Source organism: Brevibacillus parabrevis, assembly GCF_003710905.1.
GTDB lineage: Bacteria > Bacillota > Bacilli > Brevibacillales > Brevibacillaceae > Brevibacillus > Brevibacillus parabrevis.
Genome location: NZ_RHHV01000008.1, coordinates 105429 through 127578, shown reverse-complemented (window position 1 = coordinate 127578; position 22150 = coordinate 105429). Strand labels below are relative to the sequence as shown.

The 22150-nt window shown below is 54.4% G+C and carries 22 protein-coding genes; 5 read left to right on the top strand and 17 right to left on the bottom strand.

From position 1 onward, the window contains the following. Positions 1–11: 11 nt before the first annotated feature. From EDM60_RS10205 to EDM60_RS10190, 4 genes are all read right to left on the bottom strand, one after another. The gene (locus tag EDM60_RS10205) at positions 12–1112 is read right to left on the bottom strand and encodes a glycoside hydrolase family 15 protein (protein WP_233454147.1); all 1101 of its coding nucleotides are present in this window, start codon (positions 1110–1112) and stop codon (positions 12–14) included. A 188-nt stretch (positions 1113–1300) separates the two neighbouring features. Continuing rightward, the gene (locus EDM60_RS10200; protein ID WP_122963885.1) at positions 1301–2119 is read right to left on the bottom strand and encodes an inositol monophosphatase family protein; all 819 of its coding nucleotides are present in this window, start codon (positions 2117–2119) and stop codon (positions 1301–1303) included. A 175-nt stretch (positions 2120–2294) separates the two neighbouring features. Further along, positions 2295–2507, bottom strand: coding sequence for a CstA-like transporter-associated (seleno)protein (locus EDM60_RS10195; RefSeq protein WP_063227988.1), 213 nt, complete (start codon positions 2505–2507; stop codon positions 2295–2297). Then, positions 2504–4594, bottom strand: a complete 2091-nt coding sequence (locus EDM60_RS10190) for a carbon starvation CstA family protein (RefSeq protein WP_122963884.1) — start codon at positions 4592–4594, stop codon at positions 2504–2506. The genes EDM60_RS10195 and EDM60_RS10190 overlap by 4 nt, the downstream gene beginning before the upstream one ends. Positions 4595–4825: 231 nt before the next feature. Between EDM60_RS10190 and EDM60_RS10185 the strand changes: the two genes are divergently transcribed. The 3 genes from EDM60_RS10185 (at position 4826) to EDM60_RS10180 (ending at position 5984) form a co-directional block, all read left to right on the top strand. After that, positions 4826–5194: a hypothetical protein gene (locus tag EDM60_RS10185; RefSeq protein ID WP_141254201.1), complete on the top strand. Its 369-nt coding sequence runs from the start codon at positions 4826–4828 to the stop codon at positions 5192–5194. A 28-nt stretch (positions 5195–5222) separates the two neighbouring features. Then, entirely contained in the window at positions 5223–5345 is a 123-nt protein-coding gene (locus EDM60_RS29415) for a hypothetical protein (RefSeq protein ID WP_255679119.1), read from the top strand. A gap of 153 nt (positions 5346–5498) precedes the next feature. Then, on the top strand, positions 5499–5984 hold the full coding sequence (locus EDM60_RS10180) for an LPXTG cell wall anchor domain-containing protein (protein WP_122963882.1): 486 nt from the start codon (positions 5499–5501) through the stop codon (positions 5982–5984). Between the two features lie 87 nt (positions 5985–6071). Here EDM60_RS10180 and EDM60_RS29410 read toward each other — a convergent pair whose 3' ends face one another. The 4 genes from EDM60_RS29410 to hppD all read right to left on the bottom strand — a co-directional run bounded on the left by EDM60_RS29410 (position 6072) and on the right by hppD (position 10039). Beyond that, on the bottom strand, positions 6072–6206 hold the full coding sequence (locus tag EDM60_RS29410; protein WP_267901853.1) for a hypothetical protein: 135 nt from the start codon (positions 6204–6206) through the stop codon (positions 6072–6074). Between the two features lie 54 nt (positions 6207–6260). Further along, entirely contained in the window at positions 6261–7043 is a 783-nt protein-coding gene (locus EDM60_RS10175; RefSeq protein ID WP_122963881.1) for a LytR/AlgR family response regulator transcription factor, read from the bottom strand. Beyond that, positions 7018–8745 (bottom strand): sensor histidine kinase, encoded by a 1728-nt coding sequence (locus EDM60_RS10170; RefSeq protein ID WP_122963880.1) that lies wholly within the window; start codon positions 8743–8745, stop codon positions 7018–7020. The genes EDM60_RS10175 and EDM60_RS10170 overlap by 26 nt, the downstream gene beginning before the upstream one ends. 202 nt (positions 8746–8947) lie before the next feature. Beyond that, positions 8948–10039 (bottom strand): 4-hydroxyphenylpyruvate dioxygenase, encoded by a 1092-nt coding sequence (hppD, locus tag EDM60_RS10165; protein ID WP_122963879.1) that lies wholly within the window; start codon positions 10037–10039, stop codon positions 8948–8950. 219 nt (positions 10040–10258) lie between these two features. On the opposite strand from hppD, the gene EDM60_RS10160 reads away from it, so the two are divergent. Next, positions 10259–10945, top strand: a complete 687-nt coding sequence (locus EDM60_RS10160) for a class I SAM-dependent methyltransferase (protein WP_122963878.1) — start codon at positions 10259–10261, stop codon at positions 10943–10945. Positions 10946–11006: 61 nt separating this feature from the next. Here EDM60_RS10160 and EDM60_RS10155 read toward each other — a convergent pair whose 3' ends face one another. The 3 genes from EDM60_RS10155 to EDM60_RS10145 all read right to left on the bottom strand — a co-directional run bounded on the left by EDM60_RS10155 (position 11007) and on the right by EDM60_RS10145 (position 14493). Further along, complete coding sequence (locus tag EDM60_RS10155) at positions 11007–12428, bottom strand: hypothetical protein (protein ID WP_122963877.1); 1422 nt, start codon at positions 12426–12428, stop codon at positions 11007–11009. A 331-nt stretch (positions 12429–12759) separates the two neighbouring features. Next, positions 12760–13713, bottom strand: a complete 954-nt coding sequence (locus EDM60_RS10150; protein WP_122963876.1) for a methyl-accepting chemotaxis protein — start codon at positions 13711–13713, stop codon at positions 12760–12762. Between the two features lie 24 nt (positions 13714–13737). After that, positions 13738–14493, bottom strand: coding sequence for a hypothetical protein (locus EDM60_RS10145; protein ID WP_122963875.1), 756 nt, complete (start codon positions 14491–14493; stop codon positions 13738–13740). An 86-nt stretch (positions 14494–14579) separates the two neighbouring features. On the opposite strand from EDM60_RS10145, the gene EDM60_RS10140 reads away from it, so the two are divergent. Then, complete coding sequence (locus EDM60_RS10140; RefSeq protein ID WP_122963874.1) at positions 14580–15998, top strand: RsmF rRNA methyltransferase first C-terminal domain-containing protein; 1419 nt, start codon at positions 14580–14582, stop codon at positions 15996–15998. An 88-nt stretch (positions 15999–16086) separates the two neighbouring features. On the opposite strand, the gene EDM60_RS10135 is transcribed toward EDM60_RS10140, so the two are convergent. The 6 genes from EDM60_RS10135 to EDM60_RS10110 form a co-directional block, all read right to left on the bottom strand. Continuing rightward, positions 16087–16335, bottom strand: a complete 249-nt coding sequence (locus EDM60_RS10135; protein ID WP_217365125.1) for a hypothetical protein — start codon at positions 16333–16335, stop codon at positions 16087–16089. Positions 16336–16542: 207 nt separating this feature from the next. After that, positions 16543–18189, bottom strand: coding sequence for a peptide ABC transporter substrate-binding protein (locus EDM60_RS10130; RefSeq protein ID WP_122963872.1), 1647 nt, complete (start codon positions 18187–18189; stop codon positions 16543–16545). A gap of 30 nt (positions 18190–18219) precedes the next feature. Then, positions 18220–19173 carry an ABC transporter ATP-binding protein gene (locus tag EDM60_RS10125; RefSeq protein ID WP_122963871.1) on the bottom strand — a complete coding sequence of 318 codons (954 nt, stop codon included), beginning with the start codon at positions 19171–19173 and terminating at the stop codon, positions 18220–18222. Beyond that, complete coding sequence (locus EDM60_RS10120) at positions 19166–20188, bottom strand: ABC transporter ATP-binding protein (protein ID WP_122963870.1); 1023 nt, start codon at positions 20186–20188, stop codon at positions 19166–19168. The genes EDM60_RS10125 and EDM60_RS10120 overlap by 8 nt, the downstream gene beginning before the upstream one ends. Before the next feature lie 14 nt (positions 20189–20202). Next, positions 20203–21153: an ABC transporter permease gene (locus EDM60_RS10115; protein ID WP_122963869.1), complete on the bottom strand. Its 951-nt coding sequence runs from the start codon at positions 21151–21153 to the stop codon at positions 20203–20205. A gap of 4 nt (positions 21154–21157) precedes the next feature. Next, positions 21158–22090, bottom strand: coding sequence for an ABC transporter permease (locus tag EDM60_RS10110; protein ID WP_122963868.1), 933 nt, complete (start codon positions 22088–22090; stop codon positions 21158–21160). Positions 22091–22150 lie beyond the last annotated feature (60 nt).

The following is a 22150-nucleotide window of genomic DNA, read 5'->3' as shown; positions in this document are numbered from 1 at the left end:
AGTGCCGCGTTTTACGTTCCAGACTCAAGCAGGCCAAGCTCAGCAGCAAGAACGAGAAACATCGCGTGCGACCACAACAGGGGAACCGCAGGCTGACCAGCCCTCTCTATCCATGCCGCATACTGCTCAGGCGCCAGCAAATGCTCCTGCACCTGTTCAGGCAGTCCCGCCGCTGCTTGCTTGGCGACAATCCAGTCCAAAATCTCTTGTGCCCTGTCCGTTTTGCCTGCACGCACATAGTACCAGCCAAGCCAGGCAGACAAAAGCGGCCACTGTCCTCCTCCGTAGTACGTATCCGCCGCATACCGATGCACGCCGCAGCCGAACAGCAACTCTTGCTCGATCGCCTCTACCGTTTTCACCATGAGCGGGTCTGTCACCTCGACCAGGCCGTACGGCAATGCCAACCACAAAAGACTGGCGTCTACCGCGTGATTGCCGACAGATTTGAGGAATTTTCCGTTTGCCGTCCCATGCTCAAGCACGTACTGACGAATCCGGTCCGCCAAAAGCGCAAGCTCGGATGCGCGCTCGAGCAGATGCCGCTCCATCGCTTTGACTCCGGCAAAAACGGCTGCGAGCGTGACAGGGTGAATCCGTTCGCCCCATTCCTCCCAGCAGTCGAAATTGGGCAGTAGCCAGCAGGCAGACAAGTAGTCCAAAGTCAGCTCAATCGCCGGGGCGAGCCTGTCGATGATCGCTTGCTCCCCGCTCATCCGGACATGCTCGGACACCCCCCACAGCCATGTCCCATAGCCATCGAGTTGAAAGCTGCCCCACTCGCCCGCCACTTCTTTGCCATCCACGGTGTAGCGCGTGTGCAAAAACAGCTCGTTGCCTGCTTTGCCATCCCACTTGCCTGACTGTACGGCCAAAATGGCTGCTCTGGCCTTTTGTTCATGCCTGACGATGACATCTCCGCACCATTCATAAAAGCGGGAAGCGCTGTCATGTTGCCCTGCGCGATTCATCGCATACGCCGTGAACGTCCCGTCGCGCAGCCAGGCGTATTGATAGTGGAGAAAGCCAGGTGACGCGAGATACGCTCCACTCGCCGCCTGGTGCTGCAAGATCAACCGTACACTGTCAGCCATCAAGGTTTTGGCAGCCACACTCTTTCCCCCTTTTATGAGACAAGCCTTCTCCATGGAAAGCCTGACGATTTGTGCTCTCTTGTGCTCTGCTCGCTTTTTTGTAGCATATGCATCAAGCCCCGCGAAAGGCACCTTTTGCGGCGCTCGCCTAGACAAAACCCACTGGCAGCCTGTGTCCAGTGGGTTTTGTCCGATGTGTTGCTCCCCTAATCGGTTTGCGTATTTTCCGCCACATGCAGGTATTGCTGCAATTCTTCGTAAAAAGTCGGGTTGCAGGCCATTACGCTGCTTTTTTCGTTGTAAGGAAGCGGCGTGCCCGTCATGGTCGTGACCCGGCCTCCTGCCTCTTCCACCAGGATTCGCCCCGCGCCAAAATCCCAGGCATTGAGCGAAAGGCTCACATAGCCGTCCAGCCTGCCTGCCGCCACGTAAGCCATCTCCAGGGCCGCGCTGCCGAGCAGGCGCATCCCGCGCACTTTTCCCGCGAGCTTTTTGACGATCAAGTCAATGCCCATCTGTTCGGCGCGCTTGTTCCAGAACACGCTCGTGCACAAAAGCGCCTCTTCCAGACTGACGATGCGGTCCAAATGAAGCGGACGGTCGTTCAAGTACGCCCCTTCGCCCTTCACCGCGTAAAACAGCTCGTCGCGGGAAGGATCGTAAACCACTCCAACCAGGCCCTCTCCCTTATGATAAACGGCAATGGAAACGGAAAAATTGATTTGCTGGTGCACGTAATTGGTCGTTCCATCAATGGGATCGATGACCCAAAGTGTCTCGAACTGTGCGGGGTCTTGCGCAAAAGTGCTCTCTTCCCCCAAAATCCCGTGATCGGGAAAGCGTTTCAAAATCATGCTGATGACATGCTTCTCCACTTCTTTATCTACTGCTGTGACAAGATCGGAGGCAGACGTCTTATATTCGACGGTAAAAGGCTCTTTCATTCGCTTCAGACTCAGCTCACCCGCTGAACGGGCGCATTGCAGAGCCAGCTCTTTTAGCGCCGCCAGAGTTGATGCTTGCACGCATATCGCCACCTAAAACTTGACTTTCTTTTTAGTGTACCATACTTTACCTGTTGATACACCACACGCAAAATCTGCGCTCACACTTGAATTTGCGTCTTGTTCACCGCGTACAAAAGGTGCCCACCCGCCATCTGCTGATGACAGGGGCACCTTTTGTTACAGACGTTGCAAACTAGCAGCAGCGCGTTACCCCGCCTTTTTCAAAGCGCTCTTGCAGGGCGTACATGTAGTATTCTCGCTCGGTCATCGGGAAAATGCCCGGCGCGCCGTGTGTCTCGTACCAATGCTTGAGGTAGCGGTCGTAGTCCGGCATGCCGAAAATCGTTTTGATCGCAGAGCTGACCCGCCGCAATGCCTTGCGCATCTCCCTCCACTTTCGCCTCATGCGACATGATGTCCTTTGCCGTCAATCACAACGCCTTTGGACTCGATGTACGGCGACTCGTGCAGCGGATACTTCTTGCCGCGCAGGATGTTGATCCACACCCGCGCTCCATCGAGAATAATCCCCGCGGTGATGACCATGAAAATCGCGCACACCGCTGCGTCGATATGGTCGTTCATGATCATTTTTTGCGCGGCCTCGATCGTCTTTACCCCGTTTGGCAGCGTTCCGGAATCCAACGCCTTCTGGAAAGCGTCTGCGTGAGCGAGAAAGCCGATTTTCGGATCGGCATGGAACAGCTTTTGCCAGCCTGCGGTCAAGGTAGCAGTCGTCAACCACGCCATAGGCACAAGCGTGACCCACGAATAAGCGGCCTTGCCCATTTTGAAAATCAGCGTCGTGCCGACTGTAAAGGCGATCGCGGCGAGCATCTGGTTGGCGATACCGAACAGCGGCCACAGCGTGTAGATGCCACCGAGCGGGTCCATGACGCCCTGGAGCAGGAAGTAACCCCAGCCGAATGTAATGATCGCCGAGCCGATCAGGTTCCCCGGCAGCCAGTTGACTTGCTTCATTTTCGGGATCACGTTGCCGAGCATATCCTGAACCATGAAGCGGCCCACCCGGGTTCCCGCATCAATCGTCGTCAAAATGAACACCGCTTCAAACAAAATCGCGAAGTGGTACCAAAACGCCATCAGTGCTTTTCCGCCCAAAATGCCGGAGAAGATCGTCGCCATGCCGATAGCCAGAGACGGTGCTCCGCCTGTCCGGGACAAAATGGTTTTTTCCTGAATGTCGTTGGCAAGCGTCGTCAAATGATCGGGCGACACGGTAAAGCCCCAGCCTGTAATCGTCTGCGCGGCGGCCGCAGCATCGACGCCGATGACGGCAGCAGGCGAGTTGATGGCGAAGTAAACGCCGGGAGTCAAGACGCACGCGGCAATCATCGCCATGATCGCCACGCCGGATTCCATCAGCATGCCGCCGTAGCCAATCAGCGGAGCATGCGATTCTTTGGCGATCATCTTCGGTGTCGTACCGGATGAGACCAAGGCGTGGAACCCGGACACCGCCCCGCACGCAATCGTAATGAACAAGAACGGGAACAGATTGCCTGCAAAAACCGGGCCCGTTCCATCAATAAACTTGGTGAGAGCTGGCATGTGCAGCGGCGGCAGCGTCAACACGATGCCTACCGCGAGCACAGCGATGGTGCCGACCTTCAAAAACGAGCTGAGGTAATCACGCGGCGCCAACAGCAGCCAGACTGGCAAGACGGAAGCGATAAAGCCGTAAATGATGATCATCCAGGCGAGCTGGACTTTGCTGAACGTAAAAGCTGGCCCCCACGTTGGCGATGCAGCGACAAGCTGGCCCAGCCAGAGGGAGAAAAACAGCAGCGCCAAACCGATGAGCGAGCCTTCCATGACTCGTCCGGGGCGAATGTAGCGCATGTACAGGCCCATCAAAATCGCGATAGGCAATGTCATGAAAATCGTGAAAGTAGCCCACGGAGATTCCGCGAGAGCGTTTACAACAACCATCGCCAAAACGGCAATCAAAATGACCATAATTGCAATAATTCCTACCAAGGCGAGGACGCCGCCGACCGGACCGATCTCCTCCTTGGCAATCTGCCCCAACGTTTTCCCGTTGCGACGCATGGAACCGAATAAAATGACAAAGTCTTGTACTGCCCCGCCGATGACGACCCCGACAATGATCCAGATCGTCCCTGGCAAATACCCCATCTGTGCCGCCAAAGTCGGACCTACCAGCGGCCCGGCTCCGGCAATCGCGGCGAAGTGGTGCCCAAACAAGATCCACTTGTTCGTCGGCACAAAATCTTTGCCGTCGTTGTTCACCTCGGCAGGTGTCGCCCGCTTGTCATCCAGCCCCATGATTTTTCGCGCAATAAATCGGCTGTAAAAGCGATAAGCAACCGCATACGTACAAAATGCAGCGGTCAGCAACCAGAAGGAATTGACTGATTCTCCACGGCTGAGCGCGATAATCCCGAAGCCAACCGCACCCAAAGCGGCAATCCCGCCCCAAATCAGGAGAGAGAGAAGCCATTTTTTCATTCGAGTCGCCCCTTTCCATTTATCCAAAATTCAGGCAATTCACCTTGGTACAAGGTATCACGAAGGGGTTTCCTCACAGAACAAAAAATGGCTGAACCGTACAAAACCATGCACGAGATGCAACATATCCGTTTGAGCGAAAACGCATACATTTTCTTTCCCAATCCGAAACCTTTTCCCGCCTCGTTCGTAAACGTAAGGAATTGGATGATGCAAAAACGGAGGTACCCCATGCTGGCGCATTCTTCCGCTCTGGTCCGCACATGGCTGGCAGCTCTTTTGCTTGCCTGCGTGTGCCTGTTGCCCACGGGCTCGCTGACAACGGAATGGACATCCGCAGATGACTCTGCTACATATACCCCCGCCCATCAGGGGATTTTTCATTGGGCTGGCTACCGTCCGCCTGCACCGATCGCTTCCTGCGACCTCAGACTCTCTCGGGCGATCCTGGTTGAACCGCCAGCGACGGTTCTGTTTTTGCTAGTTTTCCTGCTCGAACTGTTGCTGTTCCTCGTGCAAAAAAGACTGCACTGGCTCAAGCTGATGCCGCTCAAATTCGGGTCGCGTTTTTTGGACAACGCTCTTTTTCGGACCATGTAACTATCCGGAAAAGGAGCGTCGTCTAACTATGAAATATAGCAAAAAAGAAATGGAAATGATTCAGGGCACGGTCAAGAGCATCAAGATTTTTGCCGTCAGCCTGATTTTTGTCGTGATCGGTCTGTTTGCGTTGAAGTATTATATCGGATAAATCGATTCAGAACTGGCAGCCTCTCTCGCAATCTCCGGCGAAAGAGGCTGCTGCAGTCTGAGACACCCTCCGTCGCAAGGCCGATCCACGCTCCCGCCAATCGTGTTACACTTAGACATAATTGCCATTCCCACCCAAAAGGAGAACACGTTCATGCGACAAATCGGAGGCTATTTGCTGATTGGAATCGGCGCCATTTTTGTACTGACGACCTACCTCGGCATCCCCCTGGCCATTGACAAGCTGTGGCCTGCCTTTCTGCTCATCCCTGCTATCGGCTTTCATCTGTTTTTCTTCATGGACCCCAAGCCTCATCGTGCCGGGCTGCTCGTTCCCGGCGGCATTTTGCTCGTCTATGCCCCGCTGTTCTTTTTCAGCGCGGTGTTTGCGGACGGAGACATGAGCCATACGTGGCCTTTCTTCTTGCTCGGGCCGGCGCTGGGACTGTTCGAGCTGTACGTGTTTGGCGGCCGCAGGGCAGCGCTGCTCATTCCCATCGCCATCCTGACGATTGTTGCGATCGTGTTTTTGATGGCCAACTTCCTGTCGACGCAAATCGGAGGAACTATCGGACTTTTGCTGATTCTCGTCGGCGGCTTCCTGCTGACGAAAAAGAAGCAGGATCAACAACCGTTCTAAACAAGCATTTCCGCTTGCCAAAAAGCCCCTTCTGCCCGACACGTTTTTCCGTGCGGGAGAGGGGGCTTTTTTTGCAAGCTCCGGCTGTCACTTCGCCCGAACGACAGTCCAGGCGCCAGCCGACTTGAGCAGTATACGGACGATTGACGCCAGTTCCTCGCGTCTTGCGATGGAATGCTTTGTTGGCACGTACTTGGGCGACAGGTAGATAGCCGCACTCATCATGCGCTCACCCGATTGTATGGCGCATAATCGCTACGCCCTCTGCTCGCCGCGTCAAAACCCCAACCGCTTCTTCAACTCCTTCACGACATTGCGGCTGACGGGCACCTCTGTTTTGCGGCTGTCCTGCATGACCAGATGAATCGAGCCTTTGAACCACGGAACCAGCTCCGCCGTCTTGGCCAAATTGACGATGAACGCCCGATGCGTCCGAAAAAACTGCTGGCGCGACAGCCTGCTCTCCAATTCTTGCAAAGTAAAGCTGGTGGCGTATTGCTCGCAATGGGTGTAAATGCTCGCATACCTGCCTTCCAGTGTGGCAAAGACGATCTCGTTCGGATCGATCAGCATGATTTTCCCGTTCTTCTCGACGGGAACACGGCGGGGCTGCTGATCAGCCAGCACGGTTTGCAGCAGGCTTTGCAATTGCTCCTCGGAAAAGCGGACCGCCTCGGCAGGCGCTTCCATCGTCCGCAGCATTTTCCGGACGCGGTTCACCGTCTTTTCCAATCTCGCCTCGCTGAACGGCTTGACGATGTAATCGACCGCTTCTGTTTCAAACGCGCGAACGGCATGAATCTCGTACGCACTGGCAAAAATGATCACGGGCGGCCTCACCATCGACTCCAACAGCTCCTGTCCTACGTCGACGCCATCGCGATCCTGCAAGTGAATGTCCAAAAAGACGGCATCCGGTTCCAGCTGCATGACTGACTCGATCGCTTCCTCGCCGCTGGCAGCCTCGCCAATCACCGACACCTCAAAAAATTGCTCCAGCAAATAGCGCAACTCTTCTCGCGCAGGTGCCTCGTCATCCACGATGAACACTTTTAGCACTACTACTCACTCCTATTGGCAATTGTATCGTACACGTCGTCCCGCTCCCTGCACTGCTCTGGATGACGATTCCGTATGGCTCGCCGTATATGGAGGCAAGCCGGCTTTTCACATTCGCCAAACCGATTCCCGACAGACGCCGCCGCTCCCTGTTTGGCGTCTTCGCCTGTAAAAACGGGTCGGTATCCATCCCTACTCCGTCATCCGCCACCGTCAGTTCGAGCGTATCCGGCTGAATTTTTCGCGCCCGGATTTGAACGGTGCCGCCCTCGCGCTTGGGCAGCAGCCCGTGCTTGACCGCATTTTCCACCAGCGGCTGCAAAATCAGTCCGGGCACTGTATAGCGTTCCACCCCGTCCTCGATGTCGTATTCGACGTGCAGCTTTTCGCCAAAGCGCGCCCGTTCAATCGCCAAGTACGCTTCAATATGCTCCAGCTCCCCCGCAAGGCTGACATAGCCGCTAGAATCGTGCAGGTTGCGGCGAAAATACTCGCCGAGATGGATCAGCAGCTCGCGAGCCTGCTCGGGCCGGAAGCGGATAAACGAGACAATCGTGTTGAGCGCATTGAACAAAAAGTGCGGGTTGATTTGCGCGTGCAGCGCTTTGATCTCGGCGTCTGCCAGCAGCCGCGACTGCTTTTCCAGCTCGGCCAGCTCCAGCTGGGTAGAAATCAGGTTGCCCAGTCCGCGCACTAGCTCCAAATCGACTGCCGACAGCATGCGAGAGCGATCCTGGTACAGCTTGAGCACGCCCGCAACCTCCTGTCTGCGCATCAACGGGACGATAATCGCATAGCGCAGCGAACAGTTCGACTCCTTGCAGCCGATCTCTTCTTTTGTCCGGGCGATCATCAGCATTTTTCTTTCCAGCACTTCCTTGGTCGCCTTCGTCGTGATGCCTTCTCCCACCACATGATGCGATGAGCCTGCCCCTACATGGGCAAGCACGCAGCGTGTATCGGTGATCGCGACAGCGGCCACTCTCGTCGTGCGCAAAATTTCCTCTGCTACTTTTCGCGCGGATTCGTAGGTCAATCCTTCCCGCAAATAGGAAAGCGTCTTGTCCGCTACCCGCATCGTTCTTTGCGCTTGAAGCGCCCCGATCCGGTCTTCTTCTTTTTTCGCCAGGTCAATAATGATGATCAAAATGGCGATGCCGAACGAGTTGACCACAGACATCGGAACACTGATCGACTGCACGAGGGCAAGCGCATCCCCGTACGGCTTGGCGACGAGCAAAATGATGCCCATCTGCATCCACTCCGCCAAAAACCCGACGACGAGCGCCGTTGTCCAGCCGATCTCCTGATTGCGGTTGCGCCGAAACTGATAAATCCATCCGGCCATTACGCCTTCGCTGATCGTCGAAATCGTGCAGGCCAAATCCGTAAAGCCTCCCAGCGAGTAGCGGTGAATGCCGGCAACCAGCCCTGTCATCAGCCCTACCCCTGGCCCTGCCAGCAGTCCGGCTACCACCGTGCCGATCACGCGGGAATTGGCGATCGCGTCCTGATACCAGATCCCGTTGTACGTCCCGAGAATCGAGATCGCGGAAAAAATCACGACCATCACGGCTTTTTCCCGCCAGGTCGCCTGCTGGTTCAAAATGCTGCGGAAAGCCCGCACGCGCGTAAACAACAAAGCGACTACGATCAGAACTGCTGTACGCTCCGCCAGTGGAATCATCAAAAATACATCCATCTGCTCACCCTCTTCGCTTGCGTCAGGGCGGGGCCACCCCCGGCTCGTCCGCCTTTGCTCCATTATCTACAGCGGGCAAAGATGCGGTCAAGACAATTGTCAGAGTAGGCTGATTAAGCAGAATAAAAGAACGAGACACAAACAAAGCCATCCATCGTGCTTTTGTGCACAACAGATGGCTTTTCTTGGGCGATGGAACGTATTACAGGTTGCCCCTGCGCTCTTGCTCGCGCTCCAATGCCTCGAACAGCGCCTTGAAGTTGCCGTTGCCGAAGCCGCGCGCTCCTTTGCGCTGAATCACTTCGATAAACAAAGTCGGGCGGTCGACGATTGGCTTGCTGAACAGTTGCAGCAGGTAGCCTTCATCGTCTCTGTCCACCAGGACGCCCAGTTTTTTCAGCGCCTCGATATCTTCGTCGATCTCGCCTACACGCTCCTTCAAATCCTCGTAGTACGTGTCTGGCACGGTGAGGAAGTCTACGCCGTTATCGCGCAGCTTGGAGACGGTTTCGATGATATCGTTGGTCAACACGGCAATGTGCTGTACGCCTGGTCCTTGGTAGAACTCAAGAAATTCCTGGATTTGCGATTTGCGGCGTCCTTCTGCCGGTTCGTTGATCGGGAACTTGATTCGTCCCGTACCGCTTTGCATCACTTTGGACATCAAAGCCGAATACTCGGTGGAAATGTCGTCCTCGCTGAAATTTTGCACAGCGGTGAATCCCATGACCCGCTGATAGTAGCCAACCCACTCGTCCATCACTTCCACGTTTCCGACGATGTGGTCGATTCCGATCAGCCCGGTGCTTTCTCCTGTGACCGGAGCCTGATAAGCGACATAACCAGGCAGGAATGGACCGTTGTAATTTTTCCGTTCAATAAAAGAGTGCACGTTTTCGCCGTAAGTTCCGATTACCGCTTTTTTCACCGTACCAAATTCATCGGTGTACTCGGTTGGCTCCATGATCGGGATCGCACCGCGCGAGACGGCTTCGCGGTAGGCTTGCTCACAGTCGTCCACCCGGAGGGCAACGTCTTTGACGCCGTCTCCATGCTTTTTCGCAAAATCGGCGATGGGGCTGTCAGGCGTCAGAGCGCCACTGATGACAAAAGTCATGTGCTTTTGCTTGAGTACATAGGAAACTTTTTCGCGCGAGCCTGTTTCCAGTCCGGCGTACGCTACTGCTTCAAAGCCGAACGCTTTTATAAAATAATGCATGGCCTGCTTAGCGTTCCCTACATAAAATTCCAAATAGTCCCAGTCCTGAATCGGGAAAAAATCGGTATTGCTCATTGCCTACCCCTCCGCTTTCCTTCTTTTTCAATAATTATTACTTTTTGGTTTATTGGGATTATTTTGTCGTTATATTGAGATTACATTGGAAGCGCTTCCTCGTGCAAGAACACGGAACAACGCGAAAACGCTCAAACGCTTTCACCAATTAAAGTACGCAATTGAGCGCCCGCTTGGTACAATAAAGCCAGTTCACACTTTCATTAGGAGGTGGAAGAGTTGTCAGGTCAATGGAGCAAAGAAGCTGCCAGGCAGTGGGATGAGTTTGCCGCCGACTGGCACAAAAGAAGCGAGCAGATGTGGGAAAAAGGAAGCCGCAGCACGATTCTCCCGTTTTTACAGCGCCATGTGTCGGCAGAACAAGGGCCGATTCTGGATGCAGGCTGCGGAGATGGCTACGCAAGCTGCAAGCTGGCCGAGTACGGATATCAGGTCCAAGGGGTCGACATTGCCGGGGAAATGATTCGTCTCGCCCAAAGCAGGCAAACCGCTTTCCCGGAAAATGTCCGCTTCCAGACAGCAGATATCAGCAAGCTTCCCTTTGCAGACGGCACGTTTGCAGCAGTCATGTCCATCAATGTCGTCGAATTTGCGCCCGCTCCCTTGCAAGCTTTGCTGGAGCTGTATCGCGTCCTCGCTCCAGGCGGGATTCTCATCCTCGGTATTTTAGGCCCGACAGCAGGCCCGCGCGCCCATAGCTATCGGCGGCTGTATGAAGAAAATACGATTCAAAATACGATGATGCCGTGGGAAGCCAAGCAGCTTGCGGCTGAAAACGGCTTTGTGCTGCTTGCGGAGGAGCCTGTGTACAAGGAAGGCATTACCCCGGATATCGCCGGGCGCTTGAGCGTGGAGCTGCGAGAAGCTGTCAGTTTTCTGACTTTGTTTGCCCTTCAGAAGCAATAGGCAGGATTCCATAGCAAAAGGCTGCGGGAGCTAACCTCTCCTACAGCCTTTTTGCCGTGTCTTACTGGGAATACGCGATGTTGTTTTTTTGCATCCATACTTGCTTGCTCGCGATCAGCTGAGCGATGGTTGGTTCCTCCATGCCGTGAAGCTGTTGATACAAGCGCTGGGTTTCTACCAAGTCGTTGTAAGTCAAAGTCGGATAGTCCCGCCTTCCGAAAGTTCCGTTCGGGAAGTAGGCATAGTGCAAGTCGCCGTTGGGAAGAATCCATTTGCTTCCCAGGTTAATGACCCCTGTCAGCATAACATCAGCCAAATCTTTGTCTGTCGGATTGCCGAATTGCTGGTAGCTGCTGTACAAGTAATTGATTTCCGCCAGCTGATGGTTGAGCGACACATGCGTCTGAATGCCAGGCTTGGCCGGATGGGCATAATCGGCCACGAGCCAGCCTTCCGTTACACCTGCTGCGGAATAATGATGTTCAGCCGCGTATTTATGGAAATACGCGCTATATTTTTGCGCCGCCTGGCAAAATTGTTCTTCGTTGTATTTCTGGCAGCCCCGCAGCATCAATTCGGCTGCCCCTGTGTTAAACCGCGTGTCAAAAAAGCCTTCGGGAATCCCGTAATCGTCGCTCAGCCATTGGGAAAGAGGCAGCGTCTTCCAATCTCCCTCCGGCTCCTGCTGCAACATGCTCGCCTTCAACATGACGTATGCCATGTTTTCTCCCGCTCTGGCACCGCCCGTGTACAAAAAGGAGCGCAATACATAATTTTCTGGAATCCGCCAATAAGAAGTATCCGAAGTCGGTACATAGGTGGACGGACTTTTATAGTAATAGCCGTCCTGCAACCATTTCGCATTTTGCGAAACATCGAGTGCGAGCCAAATTTTGTCATAATGTTTCTCGCCCCACGGCACGAGCGGTTCCCTGGAGTCAAGCGCCCACATCTCGCTTGTATACCCCGCCCTGATCGGCAGCTTGATTTCCAGCTCGACCCCTTTTGCCTTCTGTTTGACTTCAACTGGCAGGGCCAGCTCGATATGTTCCTGGATCGTGCCTTGGCCTAAGTGGGCATATACTGTCGGCATTCCCAGCCAAATATACCGCCCTTCTGTTTCCACGAATCCGGCAGCCAATGGCAGCTCTTTTACCTGATCGAGCGAAACGGATTGCCAATATGGCTGTTTATCCTCCGTGTAGGCTCGATAGCGAAACAGCATGTTCTGGCTGTTGCCCTGGATCGGAACGGTAATCACGTGCGGCTGCTTATCTTGCTTGCCTGTGATCTGCTGGCTCCAATACACTTCGCCCTCGCCGAAGACAAACTCCCGCGTGGAAAGAGTACCGCCATTTACTTTGCTCGTTGTTGCTTTTTCAGCAGGCTTTTGCCAAAACTGCGCCGTAGCCGAACCGTAAAGAAACGAAGATACGGCAATCGTCACCATCAATAGAGTCAAGAAGCTCAATTTTTTAACCATCTCATCCTCCTGTTTGAAAAAAACTCCTCCATTTCATACTTGCGAATCAAACATTTCTTGTATCAGCTTGAAAATGATACCATCTAACGCGAAAGGACTCCCACGATGTCGCGTCGCACAGACTCAACAACAGCCGTCCTGAGCAACTCGATCAAGTTCCGACTGGCGCTTACCCTATTCCCGCAAGCCAGCGCCCAACCATATCCGCCTATCACGAATGGCTGCCAAGCTGGATCGGCTCGGCGTACACTGCCAGGTGTTTTTTTCCATAAAAAAAATCCCTCACCTTTAAAGACTGTGGTGAGGGACTTTTCGTTTCTAAAAAAATGAATTAGGACAATACTTTTTTGAGTTCCTTCAAACTTGCCTGCAAAAGATGATCGACCACACCCGCTTCTTTGACGTGCCCGATCAAATCGTCGTTCAAGCCGTCCAGCAAGTCCCGCGCTTCATTGACCTGGCCGGAAACCTCATCGGCAAAGCGTTTTTGCTGCTGGATGATCTGCATCACGCCTGCCACTTCGCCGTTGACTTCGTGGAAAGCACGCGCGATGCCCTCCATTTTCTCCGATGCTTCCTTGCTGATGGACAGTCCGCTTTTGATCGCGTTGCCGCTCTTCTCGCTGTTGGCGAGCGCTTCCTTCGTCTCTTCCTGGATTTTGCCAATCAAATCAGCGATCGTCTTGGTCGAATTGGCCGTCATTTCCGCCAGCTTGCGCACCTCGTCCGCTACTACGGCAAAGCCGCGGCCTTGTTCACCCGCACGCGCCGCCTCGATGGCTGCGTTGAGCGCGAGCAAATTCGTCTGGTTGGCGATGTCGCTGATCACTTTAACGATGCTGGTAATTTCCGAAGAACGTTCTTCGAGACGGCTCATGGAGCGGGATGTGTTCGTCGATTCCTTTTCCAGCTGGCTCATGACATCTACGACTTCTGTCATCGCCTTTTTGCCCGCATCTGAACGCTCTACGGACTCTTTGCAGATAGCCGTCAACCGCTCGCCACGAATGGAGAGCTGGTTGGCGGATTCATCGTCTTTTTCGTTGATGGCCTGAATTTTTTCTACGACGTTTTTCATTTGTGTCGCCAGACGGGCAAGCCCATCATGCTGAGCATTTACTTCATTGTGCTGCGAAATGATGGCGCCCATCTGCTCGTATAACCCGCGAAGTTCCTTTTTCCACGTGTCTGCCTGGTGTGCTGCGCTCTCTTTTGTCACGGTTGTCACTGCTGCCGCTGCTGCTGTTTCTTTTTCCGCAAGTCCTTTGTCCTTTTTCCAAAACATCCGCTTTCCCTCTCCTTTTTCGCTTTACATGTCTTTTCGCCGAGAGTACGCGCGGGATTCGGTGATCCCGGGGTGCTGCTTGGCGAGACTCAGCAAATTCTCCAAGAAATAGTAATGTCCCTCCAACAACTCCACGTCTTTGCGCTCAAATTGCTTGACCTGCAAATACTGTTGCATTTCCAGGGCATAGCGCTCCAATCTATCGTGAAAATCGTTGGCTCGAAGCATCTGATCCACTTCTGGATATTCTGTTTTTAACCGGCTGATTTCGCTGTACACTTTGCCGCCCTCCAAAATCATCTGGTAGGCCGTGCGCTCCAGCGAAGCAGCCGTAGCTGCCTCCTGCTCCTCACGCTCCTCGCGCAAAGCGGACAAGTACGTGATAAAATGGTAGACAGTCAAAAACAAAGGCCCTAAAAATAGAATGATCCCTGCCTTGTACACATGCTGATTGGACAAGTTGCTGATGAGCAGGAACAGGTGAAACAAGATCGCCCCCAACCATACATAGATGATGATCTGGTGATTGATCTTCCCTGCCTTTTGATGGCGGGAAAAGGCAAAGGTAAGCCCGAGCAGGTAAAAGGCGAGCAAAGTAAAGCTGGCCGAAAACAAAGCCATCTCCATATCCACAAGCCAATCTGCATCGGCGGGAATTTCGATGAAGAATTCAAAAGCGAGCACCAGCAGTGAGAAAAGCAACCCCATGATCCAAAACCGGCTGACTTCCGAGTCGTTCCTCCGCCGGGAGCGGTAGCGTTCTGCACGGGATCCCTTCATAAAAGCTCTCACCTCATTTTCTATGATTCGCCATGATTCTAGCTTTTCCTTTTACTTGCGGCCAAAATCTGACAACGGAGGCATTTATGACACAAAATCTACCCGGACTCTTCACAGAACGTATGAAAAGCCTGCTGAACCAGGAGTTCGCAGCGTTCCTCGCATCCTACGACCAACCTGTTACGTACGGATTGCGGGTCAATCCGCTCAAAGTCGCGCGCGAGCAGTTTCTGTCCCGCTCGCCTTTTGCTTTGGAGCCGGTATCCTGGTGTGTGAACGGGTTTCGCTACCAAGACCAGGAGCGTCCCGGAAAACATCCGTATCACGCCGCTGGGTTGTATTACTTGCAAGAGCCAAGCGCGATGTCTGCGGCCGAAGCGCTGGACGCCCAGCCAGGGGAGCGCATTCTCGACCTGTGCGCCGCTCCGGGAGGCAAGTCGACGCAGCTCGCTGCGGGCCTGAACGGTCAGGGCTTGCTCGTTGCCAACGAAATCCATCCGGTTCGCGTCAAGGCTTTGGCGGAAAACCTGGAGCGCTGCGGCGTCAAAAATGCGGTTGTGACCAACGAGACACCGGAAAAATTGCAAGAGCGCTTCCCGCAGTTTTTCGACAAAATTCTCGTGGACGCACCGTGCTCGGGCGAAGGCATGTTCCGCAAGCTGCCGGAAGCCATCGAAGACTGGTCGCCCGACAAAGTGACAGAATGCCACCTCATGCAGCAAGACATTCTCGACGCTGCCAGTGCTATGCTCAAGCCCGGGGGAACGCTAGTCTACTCGACGTGCACGTTCGCGCCGCTGGAAAATGAGCAGTCTCTCGTCGATTTCCTGACCCGTCACCCGGAATTTACGGTCGTGGAGCTGCCTGAGCCAGGATGGTTTGCGCCGGGGCAACCCGACTGGGCCAATCCTCGCTGCGAGCCGCTCGGCAAGACAGCGCGCTTGTGGCCGCACCTTTTGCAAGGGGAAGGTCATTACCTCGCCAAGCTGCAAAAAAGCCACGATGCCGACTCCAGCGAGCTACCAGAAAAGCGCAAGGACAAACGCGCGGCAAAAGCCAAAACCGCTCCCGCCGGACGCAAGGAAGCGCTCTTGGCCTGGCGCGCTTTTGCCGAGGAAGCGATGCCCGAGCTTCTCGCCGAGTTTGCGGACGAGTCCGCATTTCTTTTGTTTGGCGAACAGCTTTACTACTCGCCGCTGCCTGGCTTTGATTGGGACAAGCTGAAGGTCGCACGCGTCGGACTCCACCTCGGCACCGTGAAAAAAAATCGGCTGGAGCCAGCCCATGCGCTCGCGCTCGCCAGCACACCCGCACAGGCAGCCCGCGTAGCCTCCTACGCTTCGGATGATCCGCAAGTCGTGCGCTATTTGAAAGGCGAAGCCCTCGCAAGAGACGGAGCAAACGGCTGGACACTTGTCACCGTCGACGGCTTTTCGCTCGGCTGGGGCAAACAGTCCGAGGGGCAGTTGAAAAATCATTATCCGAAAGGACTGCGGTGGCTGTAGCCAGCGCCAGCATACAAGCACAACAAAGCCCGCAAGCTGCAACATGCGCAAAACATGTGAGCGTGCGGGCTTTTCGTCCATCTCCGGTTCAGTCAAAACGCCGTCCTCTGCGCGACTGATTGTCCACGACGGTCAGGGAGCCATTTTTGATGTAGCGCAATATTTTCGAGACGGAGATACCCGTCGCGTTGGCAATTTGCATCGCATTCGAATTGGGATAACTCCGCACGTAATTGCGAATCATCCGATAGTCTTCCATTTCGTTTTGACCACAGACGTGACAGCTATATTCGTTCGGATTCATTTTGCTTCCGCATTTGAAACACGTATCCATCATCACTCGTTCTCCTCACGCCCTCTACGATCCATTGCTTTCTCGCACACGGTTCTATCTACCTATATATTACCCTCATTCTACTAGGAGGAAAACACTATTTCACAACATTGCCTTATCTCTGCTTGTCTGTTCCATAGGAAAAAGGAGCCTCCCTGACTTGAGAGGCTCCCCTTGTTTTCTTGCGTGTCCCGGGCCAGCGGGCACGATTTATTCGGCTACCTTTTTCGCCTGGCGGAAATCTGGCTCCCGCGTCACGCTGTACTGGATTCCTTCGATTTTTTTGCTGTTCAAGTAGTTTTGTGTATAGAAGTAGACCGGAATGATCGGCAATTCTGCCATCAATACATCTTCTGCTTCATGCAAAAGTTTGTTGCGTTTTTCCTGATCCTGTTCCACTCTCGCCTGTTCGATCAGCTGGTCGTACTTCGCATTTTCCCATTTGGTGAAGTTGCTGGAGCTTTTGCTTGTGTACAGTTCCAGCACAGCCAGCGGGTCCAGATACGATCCGGTCCAGCCCATGCGCGCGATTTGGAAGTTCATTTGTTTGTACGTATCGATGTAGGTCTTCCACTCCTGGTGCTCCAGCTTGATTTCTACGCCCAGGTTTTTGCGGAACATTTCTTGCAGAGCTTCTGCTACTTTTTTATGCGTCTCTCCTGTGCTGTATTTCAACGTAACGGCAGGGAGCGTCGACCAGCCTTGCTCCTTCATGCCTTCTTCCAGCAGCTTTTTCGCTTCGGCTGGATCGTTGCTGTAATAAGGCGCTACTTCATCGCGGAAGTCTTTGCCGGATGGCGTGGTCACGCCGTAAGCGACGTAGCCGTAGGCCGCTTTTTGATCGCCTTTGGTGATGTTATTGGTGATCGCCTCGCGGTCAATTGCTATTGTGAATGCCCGTCTGATTTTCGCGTTGTTGAACGGTTCTGCGGAAGTGTTGAACGTGTATGTATACACGCCAAAGTCAGCGACTGCCTTGTACTCATCCTTGCCTTTTTCCTGTTCGATCACATCGGTTGGCAACGTATCGATCAGATCAAGCTTGCCTGTCTTGTACATTTGATAAGCGGTCGTGGCATCGTTGACCATTTTAAAATGCACCGTTTCCATAGTCACGGCATCTTTTTCCCAATACTGGTCGTTTTTCGCCAGCGTCAGTTCGTTGTTGTGCTCCCAGGCGCCAACTTTGTATGCGCCGTTTGTCACGATGCTTTTCGCTTCTCCTGCCCAGTTTTTGTCCGCTTGCACGACTTTCGGGTTCACAGGCAAGTACGGGCGGCCAATCGCCACTTTCGGGAAGAAACTTGCCGGATTTTTCAGGCCGACGACGAGCGTATATTCATCCGGCGTCGAGATTTTCACCTTGTCCAGCGGGCCTTTTCCTGTGTTGTACTCCTCGGCGCCTTCGATGTAGTACAGGGCAGAAGGCTCATATGCCGCTGTTTGCGGGTCCAGTACCCGCTTCCAGGCAAATTCGAAATCTTTGGCGGTCAACGCATCGCCGTTGGACCATTTCAAGCCTTTGCGAATGTGAAAAGTGTACGTCTTTCCGTCCGGGGAAATCTCGATTTTTTCGGCTGCGCCTTCCACCAGTTCTCCCTTGTCGTTATAGCGATACAGTCCTTCGTACAGATGGTCGATCACCCAGTACGAAGTCGAGTCGGAAGCGAACGCCGGATCGAGTGTGTACGGCTCTCCTTTGAGGTTGGCGGTCACTTCTTGCTTGATGGCGGCCGCTTGCGTAGTCGTTTGGCCTGTCTTTGTATCCGAAGCTGCTGGCGTGTCCTTACTGCACGCGGCCAACCCTGGAACAACCAGCATCAGCAAAGCAGCAGCGGTAAGTAGTTTCTTTTTCATGTCTCTCTCCTCCGTATGTTTCTCTCTCGATTACTCGTATAAAAAGCAGGCTACCCAGTGCTTGGCCTCCACCTCCCTCCAGGTTGGCGCGATTTGTTTGCAAATGCCCATGGCCTGCGGGCATCTCGTCTGAAACGGGCAGCCTGTTGGCGGATTGATCGGGCTTGGCGGTTCGCCGATGACAATGCGTTCGCGTTCTGCACGATGCTTCGGATGAGATACCGGCATCGTAGACAGCAGCACTTGCGTATACGGATGCAGCGGCTTGGCAAAAAGGTCATCGCTTTCAGCCAGCTCCATCATGCGGCCCAAATACATCACGCCGATCCGGTCGCTGATGTATTTGACCATAGCCAGATCGTGGGCGATGAACAAATACGTCAGTTGGCTTTCCGCTTGCAAATCGGCCAGCAAATTCACCACTTGCGCCTGAATCGAGACGTCCAGGGCGGAAATCGGCTCATCCGCCACGATGAAGCTGGGCTGCACAGCGAGCGCCCGGGCAATTCCGATCCGTTGCCGCTGTCCGCCGCTAAATTCGTGCGGATACCGCTTCGCATGGTCCGGGTGCAAGCCGACTTTTTCCAGCAACTGGTGCACCCGCTCCGCTTTCTCGCGGCCTTTTGCCAAGCCGTGGGCCTCGATTCCTTCCGCGATGATCTCGCCTACTCGCAAGCGCGGGTTGAGCGAAGATTGCGGGTCTTGAAAAATGAGCTGCATCTGGCGATTGATCTCGCGCTTTTGCCTGCCGCGTGCCGTAGCCAGATCGGTTCCCGCAAAGCTGACCGAGCCGCTCGTCGGCGGGTACAGGCCGACTATGGTCCGGCCGAGCGTCGACTTGCCGCTGCCGCTCTCGCCGACCAGTCCGAGCGTCTCCCCTTTGCGGATCGAAAACGAGATGTCGTCTACGGACTTGACCTGTCTGCCGTTGCCGATCGAATAATATTTGCGCAGTTCGTTTACCTCTACCAATATGTCAGACATGCTGCTCCCTCCCTGCACTCACCAGTTCCTCGACGCGGTGCGCACGCCGATCGTGCAGCCAGCATTTGGCCTGATGCTGCGCTGAAAACGCCGTGCTTTTCGGCATGTACTGCGCGCACACTTCCATCGCGTGATCGCATCTGGCGGCAAACGGGCAGCCCGCAGGCGGCGCAAACAGATCGGGCGGTGCGCCCTGGATCGGAATGAGCCGTTCCTCGCTCGGCTGATCCAGACGCGGCACCGATTGCAGCAGCCCTTTTGTGTACGGATGCTGCGGGTTGTCGAATATTTCCTCTACTGGCCCTTGCTCGACGATGATCCCGGCGTACATGACCGCCATCTGATCGGCCACTTCCGCCACTACGCCCAAGTCGTGCGTGATCATGATGATCGACGTGCCTTTTGTGCGTTGCAAATCATTCAATAGAGCCAAAATCTGCGCCTGGATCGTCACGTCCAGAGCGGTCGTCGGCTCATCCGCAATGATCAGCTCAGGGTCGCAGGCCAAGGCTATGGCGATCACGATCCGCTGTCTCATCCCTCCGCTGCATTCGTGAGGATACTGCTCGTACCGTCGGGCAGGCTCCGGGATGCCGACCGCCGCCAGCAGCTCGATCGCCTTTTCGCGCGCCTGCTTTTTGGCCAGCTTTTGATGCTTGATCAGCACTTCCGCGATTTGCGTCCCGATCTTCATCGTCGGATTCAGCGAAGTCATCGGGTCTTGAAAAATCATGCCGATTTGTGCTCCGCGCACTTGTTGCAACTCTTTTTTCCCGAGACAGGACAACTCTCTGCCCTGCAAACGGACGCTCCCTTTCTTCACGCGGCCCCGCGGCGCTTTCACCATGCCCAAAATCGCCCGCGCCGTCACGCTTTTTCCGCAGCCGCTCTCCCCGACAATCGCCAGTGTCTCGCCTGGCCGCACGGCGAAGCTCACGCCGCGAACTGCCTGGATTTCCCCGCCATAAGCTCGGAAGGAGACATGCAAATCTTCCACTTCCAGCACATTCGTCATCTGTCGTTCCTCCTTCAAGCTTTGCCGCCCCTCGGGTTGAAGGCGTCCTGCAATCCGTCTCCGATCGCGTTAAAAGCAAACATCGTCAAGGAAATCATGACCCCCGGAAAAAACAGCCTCCACCATTGCCCGCTCAAAATCACGGCTAACCCATCGTTTGCCATCGTGCCCCAGCTCGCGGTCGGAGCCTGCACGCCCAAACCGAGAAAGCTGAGGAATGATTCGGCAAAAATGGCCTGCGGGATCGTAAAGGTCAAGTTGACGATAATAATCCCGGCGACGTTCGGAATCAGGTGCCGCCAAATGATTTTCGCGTGCGGCGTTCCCAGCTTTTCCGCCGCCAGCACGTACTCCTGGCCTTTTACCTGCAAAATTTGCCCGCGTACCAGCCGAGCCATCCCGACCCAGCCCGTGATCGACAACGCCGTAATAATCGTGGCCAGTCCAGGCTCCATGATGACCATCAGCAAAATCACGACCAACAAATACGGGATTCCGTACAAGATCTCGACCAGCCGCATCAGGAAATTGTCAATGCGATCGCCCCATTTGCCGCGACCCGCCATGTAACCCGACAACCCGCCGACCACTACGCCGATGACCAAGTCGATCAGGGCGGCAACGACTCCGATGAACAGGGAGATTCGCCCTCCTTCCCAGGTGCGCACCCACATGTCGCGGCCGAGGTCGTCCGTTCCAAACCAATGCTCGTCTGACAGCGGCAAATTGCCCGAGACGAGAGATTGCTCGCTGGCGGAGTAAGGAAGCATGCCCGGCCCAAATGCGGACAAGATCACGATTGCCCCGAGCAAACAAAAGCCCAGAACCGCCAGCTTGTTGCGAAAAATTTTCCGGATGCTTTCCAGGCCGTAGCTCGCACTCGGCCGCATGGCGTTGTGACTGTCGAATCGGCTGCGATCAAGCGGGCGAAAAAGTTCATCTGGCACTTGTGATACTTCTGCCATCGCGCTATTCCCCTCCATTGGCTAATTTGATTCGCGGATCGACGAATCGGTACAAAATATCGGTGACAAACAAGGTCAAAATCAGGACGGCACTGTAAAAGACAGAAGTTCCGAGAATAACCGGATAATCGCGATTGAAAATACTTTCCACGAAATATTTGCCGATGCCCGGGATCGCGAAAATCTTTTCGACGACAAATGTGCCCGTAATCAAGTTGGCAAACAGCGGGCCGATAAACGTAATGACCGGAAGAATCGCATTGCGGATACCGTGGCGGAACACGATGTGAAAAGTCGAAAGCCCTTTTGCCTCCGCCGTGCTCATGTAGTCCTGGTCAAACACCTCGATCATGCTGGTGCGGACAAAGCGGGCAATAATCGCCAGCGGCCCGATCGCCAGTGCAACGGACGGGAGCACGGAGTATTCCCAGCCATCCCAGGACGCTACCGGAAGCAGCTCCCACTTCACCGCAAAATACTTGATGAGTAAAGGAGCCAGGATGAAGCTCGGAACCGAGATGCCGAGGATGGCAAAAAACATCGCCGCATAATCCATCAGGCGGTTGTGAAACAGAGCTGCAACGACTCCGAGCGCGATGCCCCCGGTCAGGGCGATCACCAGCGACTGCAAACCGAGTACGGCTGACGCTGGAAAGCCGCTTTGAATCAACGTCGTGACGTCCTGCGACTTTTGTTGAATCGAAGGGCCGAGATCGAGATGAATCAGTCCATTCATATACTGGACATACTGCTCAATCAGCGGTTTATCGAGGTGGTATCGCTCCCGCATGTTCTGCACCACCTCTTCCGGCAGCATGCGCGCTTCCGTCGCGAACGGATCGCCGGGAATCAGGTGCATGATGACAAACGTCAATGTGGCGATGAGCCATAACGTTATGACCATCGACAGCGACCGCTTGAGCATGTATTTCCACATAATCGCTTCCTCCCCACTACAACTAATCAGATAAAAATAGTATGATTTAAATTGCGAACT

Excerpts from the sequence above, each read along its gene's own strand:
- EDM60_RS10195 (WP_063227988.1), bottom strand. The coding sequence starts at position 2,507 with ATGAGGCGAAAGTGGAGGGAGATGCGCAAGGCATTGCGGCGGGTCAGC.
- EDM60_RS10190 (WP_122963884.1), bottom strand. The coding sequence starts at position 4,594 with ATGAAAAAATGGCTTCTCTCTCTCCTGATTTGGGGCGGGATTGCCGCT.
- EDM60_RS10185 (WP_141254201.1), top strand. The coding sequence starts at position 4,826 with ATGCTGGCGCATTCTTCCGCTCTGGTCCGCACATGGCTGGCAGCTCTT.
- EDM60_RS29415 (WP_255679119.1), top strand. The coding sequence starts at position 5,223 with ATGAAATATAGCAAAAAAGAAATGGAAATGATTCAGGGCACGGTCAAG.
- EDM60_RS10180 (WP_122963882.1), top strand. The coding sequence starts at position 5,499 with ATGCGACAAATCGGAGGCTATTTGCTGATTGGAATCGGCGCCATTTTT.
- EDM60_RS29410 (WP_267901853.1), bottom strand. The coding sequence starts at position 6,206 with ATGAGTGCGGCTATCTACCTGTCGCCCAAGTACGTGCCAACAAAGCAT.
- EDM60_RS10170 (WP_122963880.1), bottom strand. The coding sequence starts at position 8,745 with ATGGATGTATTTTTGATGATTCCACTGGCGGAGCGTACAGCAGTTCTG.
- hppD (WP_122963879.1), bottom strand. The coding sequence starts at position 10,039 with ATGAGCAATACCGATTTTTTCCCGATTCAGGACTGGGACTATTTGGAA.
- EDM60_RS10155 (WP_122963877.1), bottom strand. The coding sequence starts at position 12,428 with ATGGTTAAAAAATTGAGCTTCTTGACTCTATTGATGGTGACGATTGCC.
- EDM60_RS10150 (WP_122963876.1), bottom strand. The coding sequence starts at position 13,713 with ATGTTTTGGAAAAAGGACAAAGGACTTGCGGAAAAAGAAACAGCAGCA.
- EDM60_RS10145 (WP_122963875.1), bottom strand. The coding sequence starts at position 14,493 with ATGAAGGGATCCCGTGCAGAACGCTACCGCTCCCGGCGGAGGAACGAC.
- EDM60_RS10140 (WP_122963874.1), top strand. The coding sequence starts at position 14,580 with ATGACACAAAATCTACCCGGACTCTTCACAGAACGTATGAAAAGCCTG.
- EDM60_RS10135 (WP_217365125.1), bottom strand. The coding sequence starts at position 16,335 with ATGATGGATACGTGTTTCAAATGCGGAAGCAAAATGAATCCGAACGAA.
- EDM60_RS10130 (WP_122963872.1), bottom strand. The coding sequence starts at position 18,189 with ATGAAAAAGAAACTACTTACCGCTGCTGCTTTGCTGATGCTGGTTGTT.
- EDM60_RS10125 (WP_122963871.1), bottom strand. The coding sequence starts at position 19,173 with ATGTCTGACATATTGGTAGAGGTAAACGAACTGCGCAAATATTATTCG.
- EDM60_RS10120 (WP_122963870.1), bottom strand. The coding sequence starts at position 20,188 with ATGACGAATGTGCTGGAAGTGGAAGATTTGCATGTCTCCTTCCGAGCT.
- EDM60_RS10115 (WP_122963869.1), bottom strand. The coding sequence starts at position 21,153 with ATGGCAGAAGTATCACAAGTGCCAGATGAACTTTTTCGCCCGCTTGAT.
- EDM60_RS10110 (WP_122963868.1), bottom strand. The coding sequence starts at position 22,090 with ATGTGGAAATACATGCTCAAGCGGTCGCTGTCGATGGTCATAACGTTA.